General features: G+C 60.6%; 17 protein-coding genes. 8 read left to right on the top strand and 9 right to left on the bottom strand.

Features of this window, described 5'->3' with window-relative positions; translation table 11 throughout:
* Positions 1-170: 170 nt before the first annotated feature.
* From ACP7B9_RS06605 to ACP7B9_RS06625, 5 genes are all read right to left on the bottom strand, one after another.
* On the bottom strand, positions 171-383 hold the full coding sequence (locus ACP7B9_RS06605; RefSeq protein ID WP_425861867.1) for a hypothetical protein: 213 nt from the start codon (positions 381-383) through the stop codon (positions 171-173).
* 891 nt (positions 384-1274) lie between these two features.
* Positions 1275-1577 carry a hypothetical protein gene (locus ACP7B9_RS06610; protein ID WP_425861869.1) on the bottom strand — a complete coding sequence of 101 codons (303 nt, stop codon included), beginning with the start codon at positions 1575-1577 and terminating at the stop codon, positions 1275-1277.
* A gap of 61 nt (positions 1578-1638) precedes the next feature.
* Positions 1639-2562 (bottom strand): VOC family protein, encoded by a 924-nt coding sequence (locus ACP7B9_RS06615; RefSeq protein ID WP_425861871.1) that lies wholly within the window; start codon positions 2560-2562, stop codon positions 1639-1641.
* Between the two features lie 112 nt (positions 2563-2674).
* The gene (locus tag ACP7B9_RS06620) at positions 2675-3529 is read right to left on the bottom strand and encodes a fumarylacetoacetate hydrolase family protein (protein WP_425861873.1); all 855 of its coding nucleotides are present in this window, start codon (positions 3527-3529) and stop codon (positions 2675-2677) included.
* Between the two features lie 61 nt (positions 3530-3590).
* Positions 3591-5372, bottom strand: coding sequence for an FAD-dependent monooxygenase (locus tag ACP7B9_RS06625; RefSeq protein WP_425861874.1), 1782 nt, complete (start codon positions 5370-5372; stop codon positions 3591-3593).
* 194 nt (positions 5373-5566) lie between these two features.
* On the opposite strand from ACP7B9_RS06625, the gene ACP7B9_RS06630 reads away from it, so the two are divergent.
* Positions 5567-6268 carry a GntR family transcriptional regulator gene (locus ACP7B9_RS06630; protein WP_425861876.1) on the top strand — a complete coding sequence of 234 codons (702 nt, stop codon included), beginning with the start codon at positions 5567-5569 and terminating at the stop codon, positions 6266-6268.
* Here ACP7B9_RS06630 and ACP7B9_RS06635 read toward each other — a convergent pair whose 3' ends face one another.
* Complete coding sequence (locus tag ACP7B9_RS06635; RefSeq protein ID WP_425861878.1) at positions 6269-7060, bottom strand: IclR family transcriptional regulator; 792 nt, start codon at positions 7058-7060, stop codon at positions 6269-6271.
* A 185-nt stretch (positions 7061-7245) separates the two neighbouring features.
* Here ACP7B9_RS06635 and ACP7B9_RS06640 point away from each other — a divergent pair, with 185 nt between their 5' ends.
* The 3 genes from ACP7B9_RS06640 to ACP7B9_RS06650 are packed head-to-tail and all read left to right on the top strand — an operon-like array spanning position 7246 to position 9913.
* Positions 7246-7968, top strand: a complete 723-nt coding sequence (locus tag ACP7B9_RS06640) for a CoA transferase subunit A (protein WP_425861880.1) — start codon at positions 7246-7248, stop codon at positions 7966-7968.
* Positions 7969-7997: 29 nt separating this feature from the next.
* Complete coding sequence (locus tag ACP7B9_RS06645) at positions 7998-8720, top strand: CoA transferase subunit B (protein ID WP_425861881.1); 723 nt, start codon at positions 7998-8000, stop codon at positions 8718-8720.
* Positions 8717-9913 carry an acetyl-CoA acetyltransferase gene (locus ACP7B9_RS06650; protein ID WP_425861882.1) on the top strand — a complete coding sequence of 399 codons (1197 nt, stop codon included), beginning with the start codon at positions 8717-8719 and terminating at the stop codon, positions 9911-9913. The genes ACP7B9_RS06645 and ACP7B9_RS06650 overlap by 4 nt, the downstream gene beginning before the upstream one ends.
* 320 nt (positions 9914-10233) lie before the next feature.
* On the opposite strand, the gene ACP7B9_RS06655 is transcribed toward ACP7B9_RS06650, so the two are convergent.
* Positions 10234-11139: an MSMEG_6728 family protein gene (locus ACP7B9_RS06655; protein WP_425861884.1), complete on the bottom strand. Its 906-nt coding sequence runs from the start codon at positions 11137-11139 to the stop codon at positions 10234-10236.
* Between the two features lie 132 nt (positions 11140-11271).
* On the bottom strand, positions 11272-12339 hold the full coding sequence (locus ACP7B9_RS06660) for an LLM class flavin-dependent oxidoreductase (protein WP_425861886.1): 1068 nt from the start codon (positions 12337-12339) through the stop codon (positions 11272-11274).
* A 96-nt stretch (positions 12340-12435) separates the two neighbouring features.
* Between ACP7B9_RS06660 and ACP7B9_RS06665 the strand changes: the two genes are divergently transcribed.
* Complete coding sequence (locus ACP7B9_RS06665; RefSeq protein WP_425861887.1) at positions 12436-13026, top strand: CGNR zinc finger domain-containing protein; 591 nt, start codon at positions 12436-12438, stop codon at positions 13024-13026.
* A 45-nt stretch (positions 13027-13071) separates the two neighbouring features.
* On the opposite strand, the gene ACP7B9_RS06670 is transcribed toward ACP7B9_RS06665, so the two are convergent.
* Positions 13072-14019 carry a GlxA family transcriptional regulator gene (locus ACP7B9_RS06670; protein WP_425861889.1) on the bottom strand — a complete coding sequence of 316 codons (948 nt, stop codon included), beginning with the start codon at positions 14017-14019 and terminating at the stop codon, positions 13072-13074.
* A 63-nt stretch (positions 14020-14082) separates the two neighbouring features.
* Between ACP7B9_RS06670 and ACP7B9_RS06675 the strand changes: the two genes are divergently transcribed.
* The 3 genes from ACP7B9_RS06675 to ACP7B9_RS06685 all read left to right on the top strand — a co-directional run bounded on the left by ACP7B9_RS06675 (position 14083) and on the right by ACP7B9_RS06685 (position 18124).
* Positions 14083-14772, top strand: a complete 690-nt coding sequence (locus ACP7B9_RS06675) for a cysteine hydrolase family protein (protein ID WP_425861890.1) — start codon at positions 14083-14085, stop codon at positions 14770-14772.
* A 91-nt stretch (positions 14773-14863) separates the two neighbouring features.
* Positions 14864-16216, top strand: coding sequence for a flavin monoamine oxidase family protein (locus ACP7B9_RS06680; RefSeq protein ID WP_425861892.1), 1353 nt, complete (start codon positions 14864-14866; stop codon positions 16214-16216).
* 498 nt (positions 16217-16714) lie between these two features.
* Positions 16715-18124, top strand: coding sequence for an alpha/beta hydrolase (locus ACP7B9_RS06685; RefSeq protein ID WP_425861893.1), 1410 nt, complete (start codon positions 16715-16717; stop codon positions 18122-18124).
* Positions 18125-18186: the final 62 nt, after the last annotated feature.

The raw sequence follows: 18186 nt of genomic DNA on the forward strand, positions 1-18186 counted from the left end.
GGGTCCTGCGCATCGGTCATTGAGCACTGTAAAAACAAGCCACATACCGATGTAATTCACAGGCCATCGCCAAGTTCCGCGCACCGAGCCCATCACCGGACAGCGCGAACGGGACACTCAATATGGCACCAGTTCAAAACCGCTTGTCAGCGGTGTGGATTTGCGCGGCCCTATGCGATCAAGGTGTGCAGATCGACCCCGAAGAAGGCCACTAGAGGCCAGAGGACAATCGTTGCCAGGCCTTCCAGAATGTTGCCGGGAACGTTCCATGCCACCAGATAGTCATGGGTCGCGGCGACCACTACCCCGATGACCAGATACACACTCCCGATCAGTCCTATTCCGCCCCCGCCCATTTTGCGCCTACCGATTCCGCGTACCATAGCTCATCTCCCGCTGCGTGGTGTGCATCAAATTATAGTTGTTAACGCCGCACGAAAATAGGACTCATTTAGCGAGCGCCTCGACAGGAGGCACCACTGGGCTCGTGTTGGATCAAGCCCTCCCAGTCCTCGACTAGTTGGATCCGCACCAAACCAAATGCTCTCACTTTGTCGTGTCCGGCAGTCACATCTAGGTTCACAGTTTCGCTCACGAAATTGAACCAAATTCAGGCTGACCGGGACGGCAAACCGGAGGAAAATAGCGCTTCACACCCAAAACAAAAAGTGACAAAAAAGCATGTTCCACCGCCGACCATGGCCGCGTGGTGGGCCGGACCGAAGAGCCTACAAACGATCACCAAAGAGATGGTCCACCGCTATTTGGTCGATCCACGTCAGGTTCTACTCACGTTTCTCAACCAAAACCCATGGCAATTTTTGGCCTGCAAAAGGGCCCTGTTGTCCCACACTCCCCCGGGAACACGGCGGTTTGGTGGGCAACGGAGGCTGTTGTCATGAGAGTCCTCAGACTCTCTTGGTCATGGATTTAGTTCCTGACCGGGGCACCAAATTTGGCTCTGACCTGCGGTTATGTTCCGTAGGTCAGAGCCGTTTGTGAGATACTCCCCCTTTCCTCAGGTCAGACTTCCCCTTTTCAATACGAGGGCGCAACGATTGCAAGATTCCGCGGATCTAGCGCCGCGGGACGCACCGGGATTGGTGTGGGTAAGTGTTGGGCCCGCCACAGCCGGCCCAAGGCCCCTGAATACCCCGAAGATGCCGGTCGCCGTGAAAATCGGCCAAATGCCACCAGCCGCACACCCTCCAAAAACCGCTCCGCGTCAGTCGCGGCAGCTCACAAGGACCGTTCGACACCAGCCCCAAGAAGGCTCACCCTCGGACACGATGCGACCGAGTCCGTGTGCTGTGCCGGGATAGCTCAACGAGCTTCTGGGCGATTGCTTCCAGTTCATGCCCCACCACAACCACATGGTCAAACTCGATTGAAGCCATACCGGCACCCTCGGTTCCGGTTAATGCTGGGTTTAAGTGGCAGGAGCTCAGGGCTGTTGCTTCACTATTGGTGAACCAGCCCGGGTTCTGCTCGGTAGTGGAGTCCAGCCCAAGGGGAACAAGCCAGCTCATTGTCATCAGGAGCCGATTCGGATAGTTCGCCTGGGGCATCCGGCTCATTTGGTGTTTGCACCTGCACGGTTTGGCATTCTATGTTCGCTGGCATCGGGTCTCCTGCGCTTCAGGCCGAAGGGGCATGGGTTCCGGTCATTAAGGCCGCGAGATCGTCAGGCGCCAGAAACGATGGCGGCGGTGGCGGACCCCAGCTAAAGAGTCCTTGGGCTCCATGGAAGGTTTCCGGAGTCCAGATTTCGTCTTCGGGGATGCAGTCCATGTCGGAGTAGTACTCGGAGAAATTCCCCGCCGGATCCTTGAGATACCAAAAGAAGTTGGACCCGGCATGATGACGGCCTAGGCCCCAGATATGACGCTCGGGGTTGTTCTCGAGCATGGCCTTGGCCCCCCGTCCAACATCGTCGATGTCATCGACCTGCCATGAAGTGTGGTGGAGGAAATTCACTGGTGCCGCCAGCGCCAAGACGTTGTGGTGATCAACGGAGCACCGCATGAATGCACCTTTGTCATCAATGTAGTCACTGACCTTGAAACCGATGCCTTCGGTGAAGAACTTCATGGTGGCGGCTAGGTCAACGGTGCCGATCACGGTGTGACCGAGTTTCCGTGGTTTGATTCGGGTATCCCGCACGACGCCGGGTGCCCGGCCCCAGCGTTCGGTCCGGCCTGGTCCGTTGTAGGGTGTGGCGGGCGTTTTCTCTTGGGCAATGCGAGCCGCAACGTGGATACGGGCGGTGAATCCGGAGATGGGTTCCTGGGCGAGAAGTTCTGTGCCGTTGTGGCTGATCGGAACGCCCAGCCGGGTCATCTGGGCCGTGATGCGGGCGATGTCATCGACATTGTCGACACCGACGCCAAGTTCCACTAGGCGCCGAGTAGGTGCAAAGACGATTTTGAGCTGTTCACCGCCATCCCGAGTCCCAAAGGAGTTGCCACCCAGCGGATCCAGACCGAACTCCTCATAGTATGCGGCTGTTTCGGCGACGTTGGGGACACCCATCACTACGCGGGTCAAACGGTGCAACGACATGGGGATACTCCTTTGTATCTAATCTTCTTGAATCTACTTTGAGGTTAGGTCATGGATAGGGCAAGGGTTCTGGCACCTTGCCCGGCGCCCGGTCTTGGCGCCGGGCTGCTCGCTAGCGGGTGGAGACGAAGGTCTGGGTGATTTCACCGATTCCTTCGATATGGGAGACCAGCGTTTCGCCCGACTGGATGAAGCGCTGCGGAGTGCGGCCGAGACCCACGCCTGCGGGGGTGCCGGTGAAGATGATGTCACCTGGGAGCAGGGTCACCGTCTCGGAGAGCCCGTGGATCAGCTCCGGGATGGAGAAGATCAGTTCGCTGGTGCGCCCTTTCTGCAGCTCCTCGCCGTCAAGGCTGCACCCGAGTTCCAGATCGTCTGGGTTCGAAAACTCGTCAGGGGTGACGAGCCACGGACCGACAGGAGCGAACCCCGGGAACGATTTCCCCAGCCCGAATTGCGGGGCGGGCCCGCGAAGCTGGGAGACCCGCTCGGAGATATCCTGGCCAACAGAGAGCCCGGCCACGTGCGCCCACGCATCGGTGGTGGCTACATTTGAGGCCACCTTGCCGACGATGACAACGAGTTCGACTTCCCAGTCGGTGTTCCCGCCCTTTGGGAGTTCCACGGTGGTGTCAGGCCCCGTGAGGGCGCTGACGTACTTGGTGAAGACCGGGGGCAGATGTTCAGGTTCCTCGAACCCGGATTCCTTCGCGTGCGCGCTGTAGTTCAGCCCGATCGCGAAAATTTGGCGTGGTGCCGGTGAAGGTGACCCGAGCAGGGAACGGTCGATCTCGACGTCGTCGGCATTGCCAGGCAAGGCCCGGGCCCAGGCCGTAAAGTCGTCCCAGTTGCCGTAGATCGACGGCAAGTCCGGTCCGAAGCGACCTGCACTGGCGGTGTGAACGTCCACGCCGGCCTCATCGGAGGATAGTAGGACAGCCCGTTCGTTGTGGTTTGCGATACGCAAGATTACTCCTTGTGGATAGTAGTGTCGGCGCGTGCGCACCGGCAAAGCGATGGACTGAAAGTTAGAGCAATTCAGTGGCCAGAACCTGACCGAGCGCTGACTTCAGAACCGACTGGGGGTCCTCAACGCCGTCAATCGAACGGAAAGCAATGTACCTGTCGGGCCGCACTAGGACCGCTCCCTTTGAAGAAATGGAACGGTTCTTCAACCACGACGCGCGGACATCCACATAGTCGCTGCCCAAGACTCCCACTGTGGCCGCCTTGATGGGCAGGCTATGCTCCGCAGCGATCTTGTTGGCAGCCTCAATCCAGTCACCGCCGTCTTCACCGGCGATGAGGAGGAAGTGCCCTCCATGGACCAGTGAGATGAGCGGGATTCGCTCGCCCTCCCGTTCCACCATGGCGTGCGGCATCGGGTGGCCGGGCTTGGTGCTCGGCTCGTAGAGTCGCACCGCGTCCAGCGGCACATACGCGGGGCTGCCGTCGTCGACGATGGCCCCGGAATCGTAGGTGTAACCAAACTCAACGTTGTGATGGCGGAATTCCATGGTCTGCGAACCAATGGCCTTGTTCAGTGCGTGGCGTTTCTCATGTGAATCCGGCAGGTCCTCCCACAAGGGGCGCACCTCGTCCCAATTCTGCTCAGGGGTGTTCTCGGCTTTCATGTTCAGCGCCTGGTCGATGGTGAAGTGGTTCATGGCGTTGGCGACGGCGTTGTCGATGTTGGCCTGGTCCACGGGCTTACGCTCGGCCTGGTAGGAGTCCAGCAGGGAATCGCCGGCCTGGCCACGAAGCACCGAGGCCACTTTCCAACAAAGATTATAGGCATCGTGCACGGCCGAGTTCAGGCCCAATCCGCCTGTCGGCGGGTGCCGGTGTGCCGCGTCGCCAAGGAAGAAAACGGACCCTTCGCGGAACTTGTCCGAGATGACGCCCTCCATGATCCAGGAACTGATGCTGTTGATCTCACGTTCCAGCCCCGGGACGCCCAAGATGGAATCAAGACGGGCCAAGACCTTCTCACGTTCCATTGCGGCAGGATCGTCAGTGGCGTACTGCAGGTGAACGATCCACTCCTCAGACGCCGGGCCCCAATGCTCCGGCCCCATGGGCACCAACACGCCACTGGACCATGAGCCACCGAAATCAGGATTGACGAGCCAGCGAATAAGAACTTCGTCGTCCTTGAGCCATTTGGAAAGGTCCGCGGTGAAGTGGACGGTGACCATGCGCATCAAATCTCGCGGACCGCTCATTCCAACGCCGAGCATCTTGCCGACCGTCCTGCCGCCGTCGGCTGCAAAGAGGTATTGTGCGCGTACGTTGAATTCGGTGTCGTCATCCTTGTTGCGGACCGTGGCCAGGACACCATCCTCATCCTGAACCAGACGGATCAGTTCGTGGTTGAAGCGTACGTTGCCCGGATTCAACGACTCAGCGTGTGCCCGCAGAACGGGTTCCAGACGAATCTGGGGAAGGTTGCAGGTGCGGCATGAGCTTGCAGCGACATAGTCGGGGTCGGTGTAGCCGCCTCCCCAGACTTCCAGACGTCCCAGCTCGCGGCCATAACCATCATGGTCTCCCGTGATGCCCGTGTACCAGCCGGTTGCTTTCATGTTTTCCGCCGGGGTGCTGCGCTTGTAGATCTCGGGTGCAACGCCCACTTCGGTGAAGATTTCCATCGTGCGCTGGTTCAGCACATGAGCCTTTGGCAGGATCGAGGTGTTGGGGAGCGAGGTCACCAGGAGCGACTCGATACCAAGGTTGGACAGTGTCATGGAAGCGGTCAGGCCGGCGCCGCCACCGCCAACAATGAGAACAGGAACTTGAATATCCGTCATGCGAACTCCTAAATAAAGTACTGCAGGATGTGGGCTGGTTCTCGAACCAGGAGGCTTCATTGCCAGGTGGCCTCGAGTGCCGATCGTCAAGTGATCTGCAACACACTCTTCCAGTCATCTATCGATTTAGCAAGAAAATATCGATTTTTATTTATTTCAGCGTTTTTCGTTAAGGGGTCGGGTAGGATCGCATCATGATCATCAAAGAGTCCAAAACCCAATCAGGGGAAGTTTATGCCTCCCTTCGGGCCGATTTGCTGGGGGGAATCCATCCCCCAGGAAGCAAGCTCCGGCTTGCGGTTCTTGGCACTTCCTACGGAGTGAGTCTCTCGGTGGTGCGTGAAGCCATGACACGCCTGGCAGGAGATGGGCTGGTGCAGTCGATCCCCCAACGCGGCTTCTGCGTAACCCCTTTGTCCGTGGAGGACTTGTTGGATCTGACGCGCACTCGCGTCCTTATCGAGACCTCCGTGCTTCGCGAGTCCATCAGCTCGGGCGGCGTGGAGTGGGAATCCTCACTGATCGCAGCCCATCACACCCTTCAGCGAACAATGTACACAACACCTGACGGGCACCTGAACGGCCTCTGGTCCAAAGCCCACCATGCCTTCCACCATGCGCTGCTTGCGGGAGCCCATAGCCCCCGATTGGAAGCGATGGCCACAGAACTGCGGGATTTCGCACTGTTGTACCAGCACTGGTCCATTGACATTGCGCATGATCTTGACCGCGACGTCGCCGCAGAACACCGCCAATTAGCCGAGCTCGCGCTCGCTGGGGATGCCGACGGGGCAGCCACTGCCCTGACGGAACACATCGAACGGACCACCGCAGCCCTCTTGGCGTACGAGCAATCGCGCACCTCGGCCGATCCTTCGGTCAGCATCTCGGCGTAATTAGGCGTTACCCCGCATGGTGCCACTCTGGAGCCGCACGGTGATTTGGTGCGCTTCTTCCATCAAGAGCCGTCCGAGGAATTCCTGACGTTCCGCACGGAAACGTGGTTCAATGCCGGTCAAGGAGAGCGCCCAAGCGGGCTTCCCTTGCGTGTCGAAGACGGCGGCGCCCATGCCCCAGCTGCCTTCCAGTACCAGCCCAGGGTTGACCGAATATCCGACGCCGTGGGTCCGTGCCAGATTTTCCCTGACCAAAGCCATCGGGTGAGCCGGAGCAAAATTTCCGGCGTGCTGATCCCAGCGGGCCAGGATCTGTTTTTGTTCTTCTTCGGGCAGGAAGGCCATGATGGCCGTGCCGGCCGAGGCGACTCCTAGGGGAAAGCGCACACCCTCGTGGAGCACGAAGGAGCGGATAGGAAAGCTACCTTCTTCCCGCAGCAGACAGACCGTCTCACTGCCCCGTCGTACAGAAAAGAAAGCACTCTCCCCCGTCTCCTCGGCCAACCTGCGCAAGCTGGGCCGGGCAATGTCTTCTAGGGGAAATCGTGCCGCAGCGACGGACCCCATCAGTAGCGCCTCCGGTCCCAGCACCCAGTTCCCGGTGCCGCCGTCGTGGTCCAACAGGCCCTCTGCCGCGAGCGAGCTGAGTAGTCGGTGGACCGTGGGCCGGGTCAAACCAGACTCCCTGACCACATCTGCCAAGGGGGCGCCTTCAGGTTTCCTGCTCACAATTCGCAGCAGGGCCGCGATCCGTCCGACGACTTGTGCGCCTTGCACCGCGACTTGTTTCATACAAAACCACCCCTTAGTGTCCATATTGTGGATACAGCCGAGCATACCGTCCATACTGTGTGAATAAGCGATTATTGCGCAATTATGCACCTTGACAGCCCAATTCACGTCACCCTAAGCTCAAATTCAAAGACACCAGTCCACAACATGGACAGTCCGTGAATTAGCTCAATGAGGAGATAGAGATGTCTAAGGTGCATAGCAGTGCAGCACAGGTTCTAGCCGATGTGATGCGTGATGGCATGGTACTGGCCGTAGGCGGCTTCGGCCTCAGCGGCATCCCGGCGGACCTGATTGAGGCCGTGCGTGATTCAGGGGTCCGGGACTTGACGGTGGTTTCAAACAATATGGGTGTCGATGGCAAAGGCCTGGGCATCCTCATCGAATCAGGTCAGGTCGCGAAGGTCATCGCCTCCTATGTGGGCGAGAATAAGCTCTTCGCCGAGCAGTACCTGGCCGGGAAGCTCGAGGTCGAGTTCACCCCGCAGGGCACCCTGGCCGAACGGCTCCGTGCCGGGGGCTCCGGGATCCCCGCGTTCTACACCAAGACTGGCGTCGGCACCTTGGTCGCGGAAGGCAAGCCTCATGAAGTCTTCGACGGCGAAACGTACGTTCAAGAGCGCGCCATCATCGCCGACGTCGCCCTCGTCCACGCACACACCGCCGATACCGACGGGAACTTGATTTACCGGTACACGGCCCGGAACTTCAATCCGATCGTCGCCACTGCTGGCCGGGTCACGATCGTTGAAGCCGAGATCATTATTGAACCAGGCCAACTCGACCCCAACCACATCATCACCCCCGGCGTGTACGTCCAGCGCCTCGTTCAGGCCACGCCGCGCATCAAGGACATTGAGCAACGCACGGTCCGGACTCGCACCGAACCCATCGCCGTCCCGGCCTAAACCACATCAACTTTAAAGGAGCACGCATCATGGCCTGGACTCGCAACGAAATGGCTGCCATCGCAGCCGAAGAACTCACCGACGGCGACTACGTCAACCTCGGGATTGGCATCCCCACCATGGTCGCCAACAACTTGCCCGACGGCGTCCGAGTCACCCTGCAAAGCGAAAACGGCATCCTGGGCATGGGCCCCTTCCCCTACGAAGGCGAAGAGGACGCGGACCTCATCAACGCTGGCAAGCAAACCGTCACCCTCCTGCCCGGCGCCAGCATCTTTGACTCCGCCACGTCCTTCGGCATGATCCGCGGCGGCCACGTGAAGGTCGCGATCCTGGGTGCCATGGAAGTCTCCGGCACAGGCGACCTCGCGAACTGGACCATCCCCGGCAAAATGGTCAAGGGAATGGGAGGCGCCATGGACCTGGTGGCCGGCACCCCGCGCGTCGTCGTCCTCACCGACCACACCGCCAAGGACGGCTCCCCCAAAATCGTCAACGAATGTTCCCTGCCACTGACCGGGCGCCGCGTGGTGAACCGCATCATCACCAACCTCGCCGTCTTCGACATCGAAGCCCTCAGCATGGCCCGCACTGACGAGAACGACGGCGGCACACCGGTTCTCGTCCTGACTCGCCTTGCGCCCGGGGTCACCGTAGAAGACATCCAAGCCTCCACCGAGCCCAACTTCACCATCCGCCTCGACACTCTCAATGACAGCCCGAAAACAGCCCTTGAAGGAGCCACCGCATGAGCCTGCGCGAACAATTCGGCAAAGACATTCTGCTCACCGGATGGGGCCACAGCAAATTCGGCAAACTCACCGAAGAAACCCTGGAATCACTGATCGTCCAGGTCGCCACCGACGCCATCACCACCGCCGGCATCGAGCCCGGACAGATCGATGAAATCTACCTAGGACAGTTCAACTCCGGCATGATGCCGCTGGCCTTCACCTCCTCGCTGGCCCTGCAAGTCTCCGAGGAACTGGCCGGAGTCCCGGCAACCCGGGTGGAGAACGCCTGCGCCTCCGGATCGGCCGCCGTCCAACAAGGCGCCAAAGCCCTCCTCGCCGGAACCGCGAAAACCGTGCTCGTTATCGGCGCCGAGAAAATGACCCACGCCGGGGCCGACGTCGTGGGTGCCGCCCTGCTCGGTGCCGACTACGACATGGCTGGGCAAACCTCCACCACCGGCTTCACCGGACTCTTCGCCGACGTCGCCAAACATTACGAAAAACGCTACGGCGCGGGCACTGGAAGCCTCGGCGACGTGCTCGGTTCCATCGCGGCGAAGAATCACCGCAATGGCGTCGACAACCCCTACGCGCAACTGCGCAAGGACTTGGGCGAAGAATTCTGCCGCACCGTCTCCGAGAAGAACCCCATGGTCGCCGATCCACTACGCCGCACCGACTGCTCCCCCGTGTCCGACGGCGCCGCCGCGATCATCCTCACCACCGGCCCCACTGGCGGGGCCAACTCCCCCGTCCGCTTGGCAGGATTCGGTCAGGCCAACGATTTCTTCCCCGCCGCACGCCGGGACCCTACCGCGTTCGCCGCTACCCGACTCTCCTGGCAGCGCGCACTCGGGATGGCCGGCGTCGAACTTGCAGAGCTGGACTTCGCCGAAGTCCACGACTGCTTCACCATCGCTGAGCTCCTCATGTACGAAGCCATGGGACTCACCGAACCCGGCCAAGGCAGCCGCGCCATCGAAGAAGGTTGGGTCTACAAGGACGGAAAACTCCCCATCAACGTCTCCGGCGGCCTCAAAGCCAAAGGCCACCCCGTCGGCGCCACTGGCGTCTCTCAACACGTCGTTGCCGCCATGCAACTCACCGGTTCCGCCGGCGCCATGCAACTCCCCAGCCCGCGCCGTGCCGCCGTGCAAAACATGGGCGGAGTCGGTATCGCCAACTACGTCAGCGTGCTCGAAGCCGTCTAACGGCAGCGCTGGCTTGCGGGTCCCAGCAGTTTAGACGTTTCTATCAGCCCCGCTCTGAAAGCATTAGCCGCCGAAGGATAAAAGAAGTTCGGGTTGGCTGACGAATGATTGTCCGTGCCCACGGACAAGGGAGCGAACACCGGATTGAAGGTCGCCGCTCTGGTGCCGGGCATGCTCGCCGGAGCGGATCTGGACAAGGGTGCGCAGTTGGTGTCCGGCAGCAATATTTGTTTTCAGGTCACGCCCTATGCCGGACCAGTCCCGGCTGCTCCTTGGAGACCCAAGCAAAGGGCACAAGTCGCAGCCAGGGCTCTGGGCCGTTACTGGCCGGGGATCGGGAAGAAGACCCGCGGATCCTGCAAGAGTGCAGGGTAGTCGAAGTCCGCGCGGTCAATGATTTCCTGGACTTCGAAGGTGCGGCCAAAACGGCCGTCATCGAGCGTGATCGGCCGGCCCTGGAGCTTGCCCAACACAAACCTGGCGCCATCTTCCAACGGGATCAGCACCGTGGTGTTACCGGGTAGGGTCCTGAAGGCCTCATCCTGTCGCTTGCGGTTACGCGTGGGCTTCTTCGCCTTCTGCGCTGGCGCCTTGCGGACATCTTTAGCCCCAAAACGTGGCCCTTTTTTATCGGATTCGGTGACTTCGTCGTCGTGCTCGTCATTCACAGACTTGACCTTGCCCCCGACCGGCATTCCGACCTTGTCGATCTTTTCCGGAGCGACGTCACCAACCGGGGCGCGCAGAACCCACACGAAGTCTTCATACGGGTCCTCGGGAATGAGATCCCGCAGCGGCTCGGGCCAGATCAATTCCAAGTCCGTTGGGGTGTCAGCAAAAAGCGCGTCATAGAAACGCGGGTCCTTCTGGATCAGCCTGGAACGGTGACTTGCGTGAAAATCAGGCTCACCCAGCCACGGCGGCATGGGGATCTTGTTCGCATAGTCGGGGTGGGCGGCCTGCGGGGCAAACTCCTTCATGCTCTCTCGGGTGTTATCCGGGTGGCCGCGAGCGATCCATTCGTCCGCCATAGCCAGGGCGTACTTGGTGAGAGCGGGAACATGTCCCATCCACATACGAACGGCGGGGTGCGACTGCCGACCGTATCCTGGAATCACCAGCGTACGGAGAATTTGCAGCGCTTCAACACGCTGTTTTCCTAGCCTTGTGGTGTCCAGAGCGGCGGCACTCTGCTGAAAGTCGGGGTATGGGAGAAAAGTCTGCATGCATTCAGTCTGACGGCCCGGGCGCCATGTGCCAATTGCAAGGCCCGTTCGACGGCGGAGACTTCCCCCACAATCGCGCACTGCGACGCGCAACAAACCCAAGCCCTGCCGCTCTGCCGGCATATCCCCGCCTTAGTTGATGGGCATGCCGTAGTGGTCTGCGATCAGTTCCACGGTGCGTGCTTGGGCTCGGCGCGAATGTCCTTGAACAACGAGCATCACTTCGTCGACACCCGTTTGGGCATGGAGCTCCTCTAAACCTTCTGCCACCTCGACGGCGGTTCCATGAAGGGTGCGATCGGTGTATTCCTCAATGATCTGGCGCTCCTGGAAGGTGGCTTGATAAGCCTCCACTTCATCCGGAGGAAGTAGAGAGAAGGGCTTGCGCTGGAACATTTTCAGCATTGCCATGGCCCCGGACGCCGACTGGCGCCGCGCCTCGACCCGATCCTCGTCAGCAACGACCCCCACGCTCACCAGACTGTACGGTTCCTTCAGGAAGCTCGACGGGCGGAAGTTCTCGCGGTAGATCCGCATGGCGTTGAGGACGTCGGCGCTGCCAAATTGCAGTGCGAAAGCGTATGGCCGACCGAGTCGGGCGGCCAGTTGTGCGGAGTAGGTCGATGACCCCAGAATCCAGATATCAGCGCGCGTCCCCGATTGCGGGACCCGGTTTTGCTCAGCCTGCCACGGTCCCGGCACGGCGGGTACTCCCTTGTAGGGGTGATTTTGCGGGAAGTTATTTCCCAGAAACCCGAGCAGTTCCGCGACTTGCTCGGGAAATTCATCGTTCGCAGCGTGGTGACGGCGCAGGGCCGCGGCGGTTGCTCCGTCGGTGCCCGGTGCCCGACCTAGGCCGAGATCGATTCGTCCGGGGGCCAGTGTCTCGAGCATGCCGATTTGCTCCGCAATCACCAGTGGCACATGGTTGGGCAGCATGATCCCGCCAGCCCCGAGCCTAATGCGTGTGGTCTCGCCGGTGAGCCTGGCCATCATGAGTTGTGGCGAGGGGATCGAGGCACCGGGCATGGCATGGTGTTCGGACATCCAGAACCGCTGGTAGCCTCGCCGGTCGGCTAGCTGCGCCAACGAGATGACTTCGTTGTAGGACTCTTGGGCCGAAATGCCGACGCCTGTGAGCGCATTGTCGAGTACCGACAAAACGAAGGGGGCGGTGCCAGAAAGACTTGGCTTGCTCATGAACTACCTCACTTATCACGGGATAATGTTGTTTTTAACGTGATAATTTACTGTAAGGGCTTATCACGCCAAAGCGCAACTGATACCGTGAGTATTATGACAAAGGTCCCACTGCCCCCGGCTCCAGGTACCGCCGAGCATCTGTGCTTAGCGTTGGCCAACAGCATCGCCACACTCCCGGGCGGAGAATGGGTCGATGAACTCAACAGTCCAGAAGACGCCACAGCATGGCTCGTGATGCACGACCTCGTGCCCATTGGCACAGGGCTGCTGAGCTACTGCCAACTTCAACTCACGGATCTGAGAGAGAACCTCCGCAGGGTACTGGAGTCACACACCGAAGGCGTTGCTCCGAATGCGGAATCACTGGGCAGCATCAACCGCGCCCTGGCGGCGGTGCCCAGCGCGGCCTTGCTGCACCACGACTCCAACAAAGGGCTGCTCCGAGTTGCGAACCACCCAACGACCCAGCTCGTCGATCACGCCATGGCTCAAATCGCCGAGGATGCCGCAGCATTGTTGACCGGTCCGGATGCCCACCGCATCGCGAGCTGCGCATCCGCACCGTGCGATCGGTTCATGGTTCGAACGCACGCAAGGAGGCAGTGGTGCTCAGAACGCTGCGGCGCCAGACAGCGGGCCAATCGCGCCTATGCCCGCAAGCAGGACAAATCTCCCGCCAGATAACCGGTGTGGTTCCGCATCGCCTCCGGGTTGCGTCTCGGCTGAAACTTAGCGACTGGTGAAGCGGGTTCGGTAGGAAGTCGGGGTCGTGGCATAAGCCGCAACGAAGTTCTGGCGAAAGGTCACCGGACTGCCGAAGCCGCACGACTCAGCAATGCGGGTGACACTCCAGCTCGTTGTTTCCAACAGCTGACGGGCATCGTCGAGCCGACGACCCAGTACCCAGCGCGCCGGGGAGAGCCCCGTGACTTCCTTGAACCTGCGGGTGAAATTCCGTTTGCTCATGGTTGCGCGCGCCGCCAAACTCTCGACTTCAAGGTCCTGATCTAGGTTCGCCAGCGCCCATTGGATGGTCCGGCCCAGCGGCCCGTCCAGATCGGGATCTTGAAGTGGCCGGGCAACGTACTGCGCCTGATCGCCTTCACGGTGCGGAGCGATGACGATTTGACGCGCCACGGCAGCCGCGGCCGCCGAGCCCAGACGTGTTCGCACAATATGCAGGCAAGCATCCAAGGCAGAAGCGGTGCCGGCCGAGGTCAGCACATCACCGTGGTCGATATAGAGCGCGGAGTCGTTGAACTCCACGGCGGGCAGCTTGGCGGCCACGTCCCGGGCGGCACCCCAGTGCGTCACCGCCGTGCGGCCATCGAGCACACCGCTGCATGCCACCGGATATGCGCCCAGGCACAGGCCCGCAATCGTGGCTCCCCGTTCGTGGGAATCTCTCACCAGTTGAAGCAGGGGCACGGAGGGATCCGTTAACTCCGACAACCACGAGGGAAACACCACAAGGTCAGCGTCATCAGCAACCTCCGGTCCGGAGACGTCTCCAATCACGTACCCTTCGGCACTACGAACCGGCCGGCCGCCCTCGGTGAAAACCCTCGTCTCCCAGTCGTCACCCAGGCCCAATCGCGCAACTTCGCCGAAGACGAGTAGCGGGGTCGCCAGGTGGAACATGGTCATGCCGTCAAAGGCGTGGATGGCAATCTTCATCTTGGCTCATTTCCATCGAAGATGTGCATATACGCCACTCACTGTACATGCGAGCACGATGCCATGCTGGAATCACCTACCAAAAACAACGAATGGGAGCCCACCATGGCTGCACTGCGCCGCGCACTAGTTATTATCGACGTGCAAAACGATTACTTCACCGTCGGAGGACCGCTGGAGATCCAGTACCCGGACCGCAACGAGTCCCTGACAAACATCACCCGGGCGATCGACTTGGCCGAAGCGCAGGGGATGCCTGTTGCCGTGGTGCAGCACCAGTACCCAGCCGGGGCACCGGTCTTCGCCGAGGGATCCGAGGGCTGGCAACTGCATCCGGAGATTTCCGCCCGCCGCAAGGATTCGTGGAAGCACATCGTGAAGAGCTACGCGAGTGTCTTCGCCGGCACCGACTTCGAAGCCTGGCTGCGATCCAACGATGTCGAGGCCATCACAGTGGTCGGCTACATGACCAACAACTGCGATCTAGCCACCGCAGCGGCAGCCGAACCGCTGGGCTTCGGGGTTGAAGTGCTCTCGGATGCAAGTGGCGCGGTCCACCTGTCAAACGAGCTGGGCGAAGTCAGCGCGCAGCAGCTGCTCGAGACGCTGATGGTACTGCTGCACTCCAATTTTGCCGCCGTTGCTACCACGAATGACTGGATGCACGCCGTCGAGTCCGGAACTACCCTCCCCAAAAGCGACTTGGGAACCTCAGCTGTGCAGGGTCAGGCCGCGTTCGCGCCGGTCGCCTAATCGAACCAATGAATTTGTTCTGAGGCTGGTGCTGTATCGGACAGCGCCAGCCTTGGTTATATGACTGAATTTGCACTTGGAGGATCTTGAAATGTTTGACGTGGACGTAGTTGTCGTGGGCGCTGGCCTGGCCGGCCTCAGCGCCGCCCGAAAGTTGGTAGCGGCAGGCAAGACCGCCGTCGTACTTGAAGCCCGTGACCGGGTGGCCGGCCGAAACATGGGGGGCTTTCTCAGTAACGGAGTTCCTGTGGAGATGGGCGGCCAATGGGTCGGCCCGACTCAGGATGCCGTACTTGGACTCATCGAGGAACTGGGGCTTGAGACATTCCACAGCTTCGATCAGGGCGACGCACTGACCGTGGTCGACGGGAACACGGTTCGCTACTCCGACAGGACATTTGGGCTTCCTGCAGAATCGGCCGCGGAAGTTGACCGGCTCTGGGACCAGCTTGAAGCGCTGGCCTCAACGGTGGCGCTTGGTGAACCCTGGGAAACCGAAGGGGCCCAGGACTTGGACCGCCAAACCCTTGACTCCTGGCTCGTCGCCCACACCGAAGACAGCCTCGCCAGACGGTTCTTCCGCATCCTCGTTCCGGCCCTTTTCTCGGCTGAGGCTCCCGAACTGTCACTCCTGCACTTTCTTTTCTACATCAAATCCGGGACCAGCCTGGATTCGCTGATGAGCACCGCCGGAGGAGCCCAAGAAAGGCGGGTGGTCGGCGGAACTCACCTCATTTCTGAGCGGATGGCCGCGGCACTGGGCGATACGGTTCGGCTCAATTGCGTGGTTCGAACCATCCACCAGGACGGGTCCGGCGTCGTCGTTCAGTATGAAGGCGGCAGCATCACGGCACAGCACGTAATCGTCGCGATACCGCAAACGCTGGCCGGCAGAATACGTTACTCCCCTCCCCTGCCCGCGCTACGTGATGGGCTCACCCAACAGATGCCAGCCGGAGCCGTCATCAAGCTCCAAATAGGATACGACACACCTTTCTGGCGCGAGGACGGACTCAACGGCAGTGTGTGGAGTTTCGACGACGCCTTCAACGTCGTCTTGGACAACAGCCCGAATGATGGTTCCTGCGGGGTATTGGTCGGCTTCCTTGAAGGCTCCCATGCCCGTACCGCCAGTTTGATGAGCGCAGAGGAACGCCGCGGGCTAGTTGTCGGGTCCTTAGTGAAGTACTTCGGACCGAAGGCAGCCGCGCCGTTCGACATCGTGGAGCAGGACTGGACGGCCGAGGAATTCACCCGCGGCTGCTATGGCGGACGGCTGGGTGCTGGCGCCTGGACGCAGTACGGCAAGGCCCTCGCTGCTCCCGTGGACCGCATCCACTGGGCAGGCGCGGAGACCTCCTCAATCTGGAATGGCTATATGGACGGTGCGATCCGCTCCGGCCGCCGGGCAGCAGACGAAATTCTCCAGACCATACTGAACTAACAACCCAGCAGCGTGATGTCTCGGGTCATAGTTCCCACTTAATGTGAGGACAAAATAGGTACACCTCGGTCTTCGGATCGGGGTGTTTCTTTTTTTGCCGTCAGGCACGTTAGGCGACGCCGAGGCAGCGTGGTCCATAGCCCGCCATCGCAGTTGACACAGGCCTAGATCCACGCCAAGCGCGCCTAGGAACATCCTCTTGCCACTAGGCGCTGGCACCCGTGCCGGGCTCTGGCGATTGCGCTTAATTTCCGATCGAAGATGATGGAAACTATGTCCTGAAATCACCCCCGTTCCACGCGACTTTCTTCTGGAAATCCATTCGCCGACTCCCGGAAAGGAGAACCACAATCTGCCACTCCCACCGCTGAATAATCAGCATTCCACTGGGCTGGTTCAAGCTGGCGAAAATACTATAGTCTCGAGTAGACGGCACGTGCCACAAGTGCAGATGGCTGTACTCGCGCGACGCCAGCAGTCCTGGGAATCGAGTCAATCGTGACGAATACACCCACCCCGAAGGACGCCGAGCAGAGCCATCTGGCCCATGCCCCTGACCCCCACCCAAGGGGGCCCATCGGCTGGATCGTGACCGGTTCGCTGGCCACAGGACTACTTGCCGCGTTACTCCTCGTTACCGTCCCGTTCGTCCCGCCAGACGAAAGCAACATCAGGGGAGCTGTCCTGTGCGGATTCGCGCTGGGCTGGGCGATACTCGTCGTGCTCTCGGTACGATTCACCGATCAGCCACAGCTGTGGGCCACCGCTCCAGCGCTTTTCATGGCAGTGGGCGGACTTCTTCTGGTGGTGTTCGGTTCCCCGGTGAACGGAGTGATCAACTGGGTGTGGCCGCCCACCTTGCTGGCATTGGTGATTTGGATGACGGTTCGAGCCCATCGACGGCTTCGCAGTTGGACCCGATACTGGCTCATCTATCCGCTCTTCGCGTTGCTGGCTCTTGCCTCGATCGGCGGCGGCTACGAAACAGTCACGGAAGCGGTGGACGCAAGCGCCCACCCGATGGTCGGCCAGCTCATCGATGTCGGCGGACACAGCCTGCGCTTGAACTGCACCGGCTCGGGTAGCCCCACAGTCGTGCTCGAACCAGGTGCAGGCGAGATGTCCGCTGATTTCGGGTGGACAACACCTGCCGTTGCCCGTGACACCCGAGTCTGCGTCTACGACCGGGCGGGTCGCGGGTGGAGCCAGCCCTCAGATGCGGCCCAGGATGGCACACAGATTGCGACTGACCTCCACACGTTGCTGCATCGCGGAGACATCGCCGGGCCCTATGTGCTGGCGGGTCATTCGTTTGGTGGTCTCTACGTGCAAGCCTTCGCAGCCCTCTACCCCGACGAGGTGGCCGGCATGGTGCTGATCGACTCCACAGCACCGAAATTTACGGCGACACCGAGGGCGACACCGAGGGCGACACCGAGGGCGACACCGACGGAAGATGGGGACTCCTACAACATCATGAGTCGCGTATCCGCACTGGTTTCGGGTTTGGCCCGCTTTGGTCTTGGCCGCATCTACGGCCAGTTCGACTACGGCAGCCTGCCACCTGCTTCTCGGGACGAGGCCCGCGCCAGCGTCGCGAAAGCCGACCAGCTTGAGAGCACGATCAACGAGTATGTCGAGGCGAATACCTCGATGGAACAAGCGGCCACTCTAGAAACCCTTGCGAACAAACCCTTGATCGTCTTGACAGCTGGCAGCGGAAGTACTGCCGACTGGCCCGCAAAGCAGCAGGCAATGGCCGCCTTGTCGACTAACACTGCACATCGAGTCATCGCTGGCGCCACCCACGCGTCCTTTGTCTCAGACGAGAAATATGCCGCCGTTACTAGTGAGGCAATCCTCGACGTCGTCACGGCGGTCCGGAGCGGTGCGCCGCTGAGCAGGTGACGCTTTAGGGGCCCTTTGTGTTTGCCAAGCAGTCTTTTGCTGCGGTCAGCGTGGTTGGCACC

This window comes from Arthrobacter sp. TWP1-1, from assembly GCF_049897845.1.
Taxonomy (GTDB): Bacteria; Actinomycetota; Actinomycetes; order Actinomycetales; family Micrococcaceae; genus Specibacter.

Coding starts and splice junctions, on each gene's coding strand:
- ACP7B9_RS06605 (WP_425861867.1), bottom strand. CDS start 383: ATGGTACGCGGAATCGGTAGGCGCAAAATGGGCGGGGGCGGAATAGGA.
- ACP7B9_RS06610 (WP_425861869.1), bottom strand. CDS start 1,577: ATGAGCCGGATGCCCCAGGCGAACTATCCGAATCGGCTCCTGATGACA.
- ACP7B9_RS06615 (WP_425861871.1), bottom strand. CDS start 2,562: ATGTCGTTGCACCGTTTGACCCGCGTAGTGATGGGTGTCCCCAACGTC.
- ACP7B9_RS06625 (WP_425861874.1), bottom strand. CDS start 5,372: ATGACGGATATTCAAGTTCCTGTTCTCATTGTTGGCGGTGGCGGCGCC.
- ACP7B9_RS06630 (WP_425861876.1), top strand. CDS start 5,567: ATGATCATCAAAGAGTCCAAAACCCAATCAGGGGAAGTTTATGCCTCC.
- ACP7B9_RS06635 (WP_425861878.1), bottom strand. CDS start 7,060: ATGAAACAAGTCGCGGTGCAAGGCGCACAAGTCGTCGGACGGATCGCG.
- ACP7B9_RS06640 (WP_425861880.1), top strand. CDS start 7,246: ATGTCTAAGGTGCATAGCAGTGCAGCACAGGTTCTAGCCGATGTGATG.
- ACP7B9_RS06645 (WP_425861881.1), top strand. CDS start 7,998: ATGGCCTGGACTCGCAACGAAATGGCTGCCATCGCAGCCGAAGAACTC.
- ACP7B9_RS06650 (WP_425861882.1), top strand. CDS start 8,717: ATGAGCCTGCGCGAACAATTCGGCAAAGACATTCTGCTCACCGGATGG.
- ACP7B9_RS06655 (WP_425861884.1), bottom strand. CDS start 11,139: ATGCAGACTTTTCTCCCATACCCCGACTTTCAGCAGAGTGCCGCCGCT.
- ACP7B9_RS06660 (WP_425861886.1), bottom strand. CDS start 12,339: ATGAGCAAGCCAAGTCTTTCTGGCACCGCCCCCTTCGTTTTGTCGGTA.
- ACP7B9_RS06665 (WP_425861887.1), top strand. CDS start 12,436: ATGACAAAGGTCCCACTGCCCCCGGCTCCAGGTACCGCCGAGCATCTG.
- ACP7B9_RS06670 (WP_425861889.1), bottom strand. CDS start 14,019: ATGAAGATTGCCATCCACGCCTTTGACGGCATGACCATGTTCCACCTG.
- ACP7B9_RS06675 (WP_425861890.1), top strand. CDS start 14,083: ATGCTGGAATCACCTACCAAAAACAACGAATGGGAGCCCACCATGGCT.
- ACP7B9_RS06680 (WP_425861892.1), top strand. CDS start 14,864: ATGTTTGACGTGGACGTAGTTGTCGTGGGCGCTGGCCTGGCCGGCCTC.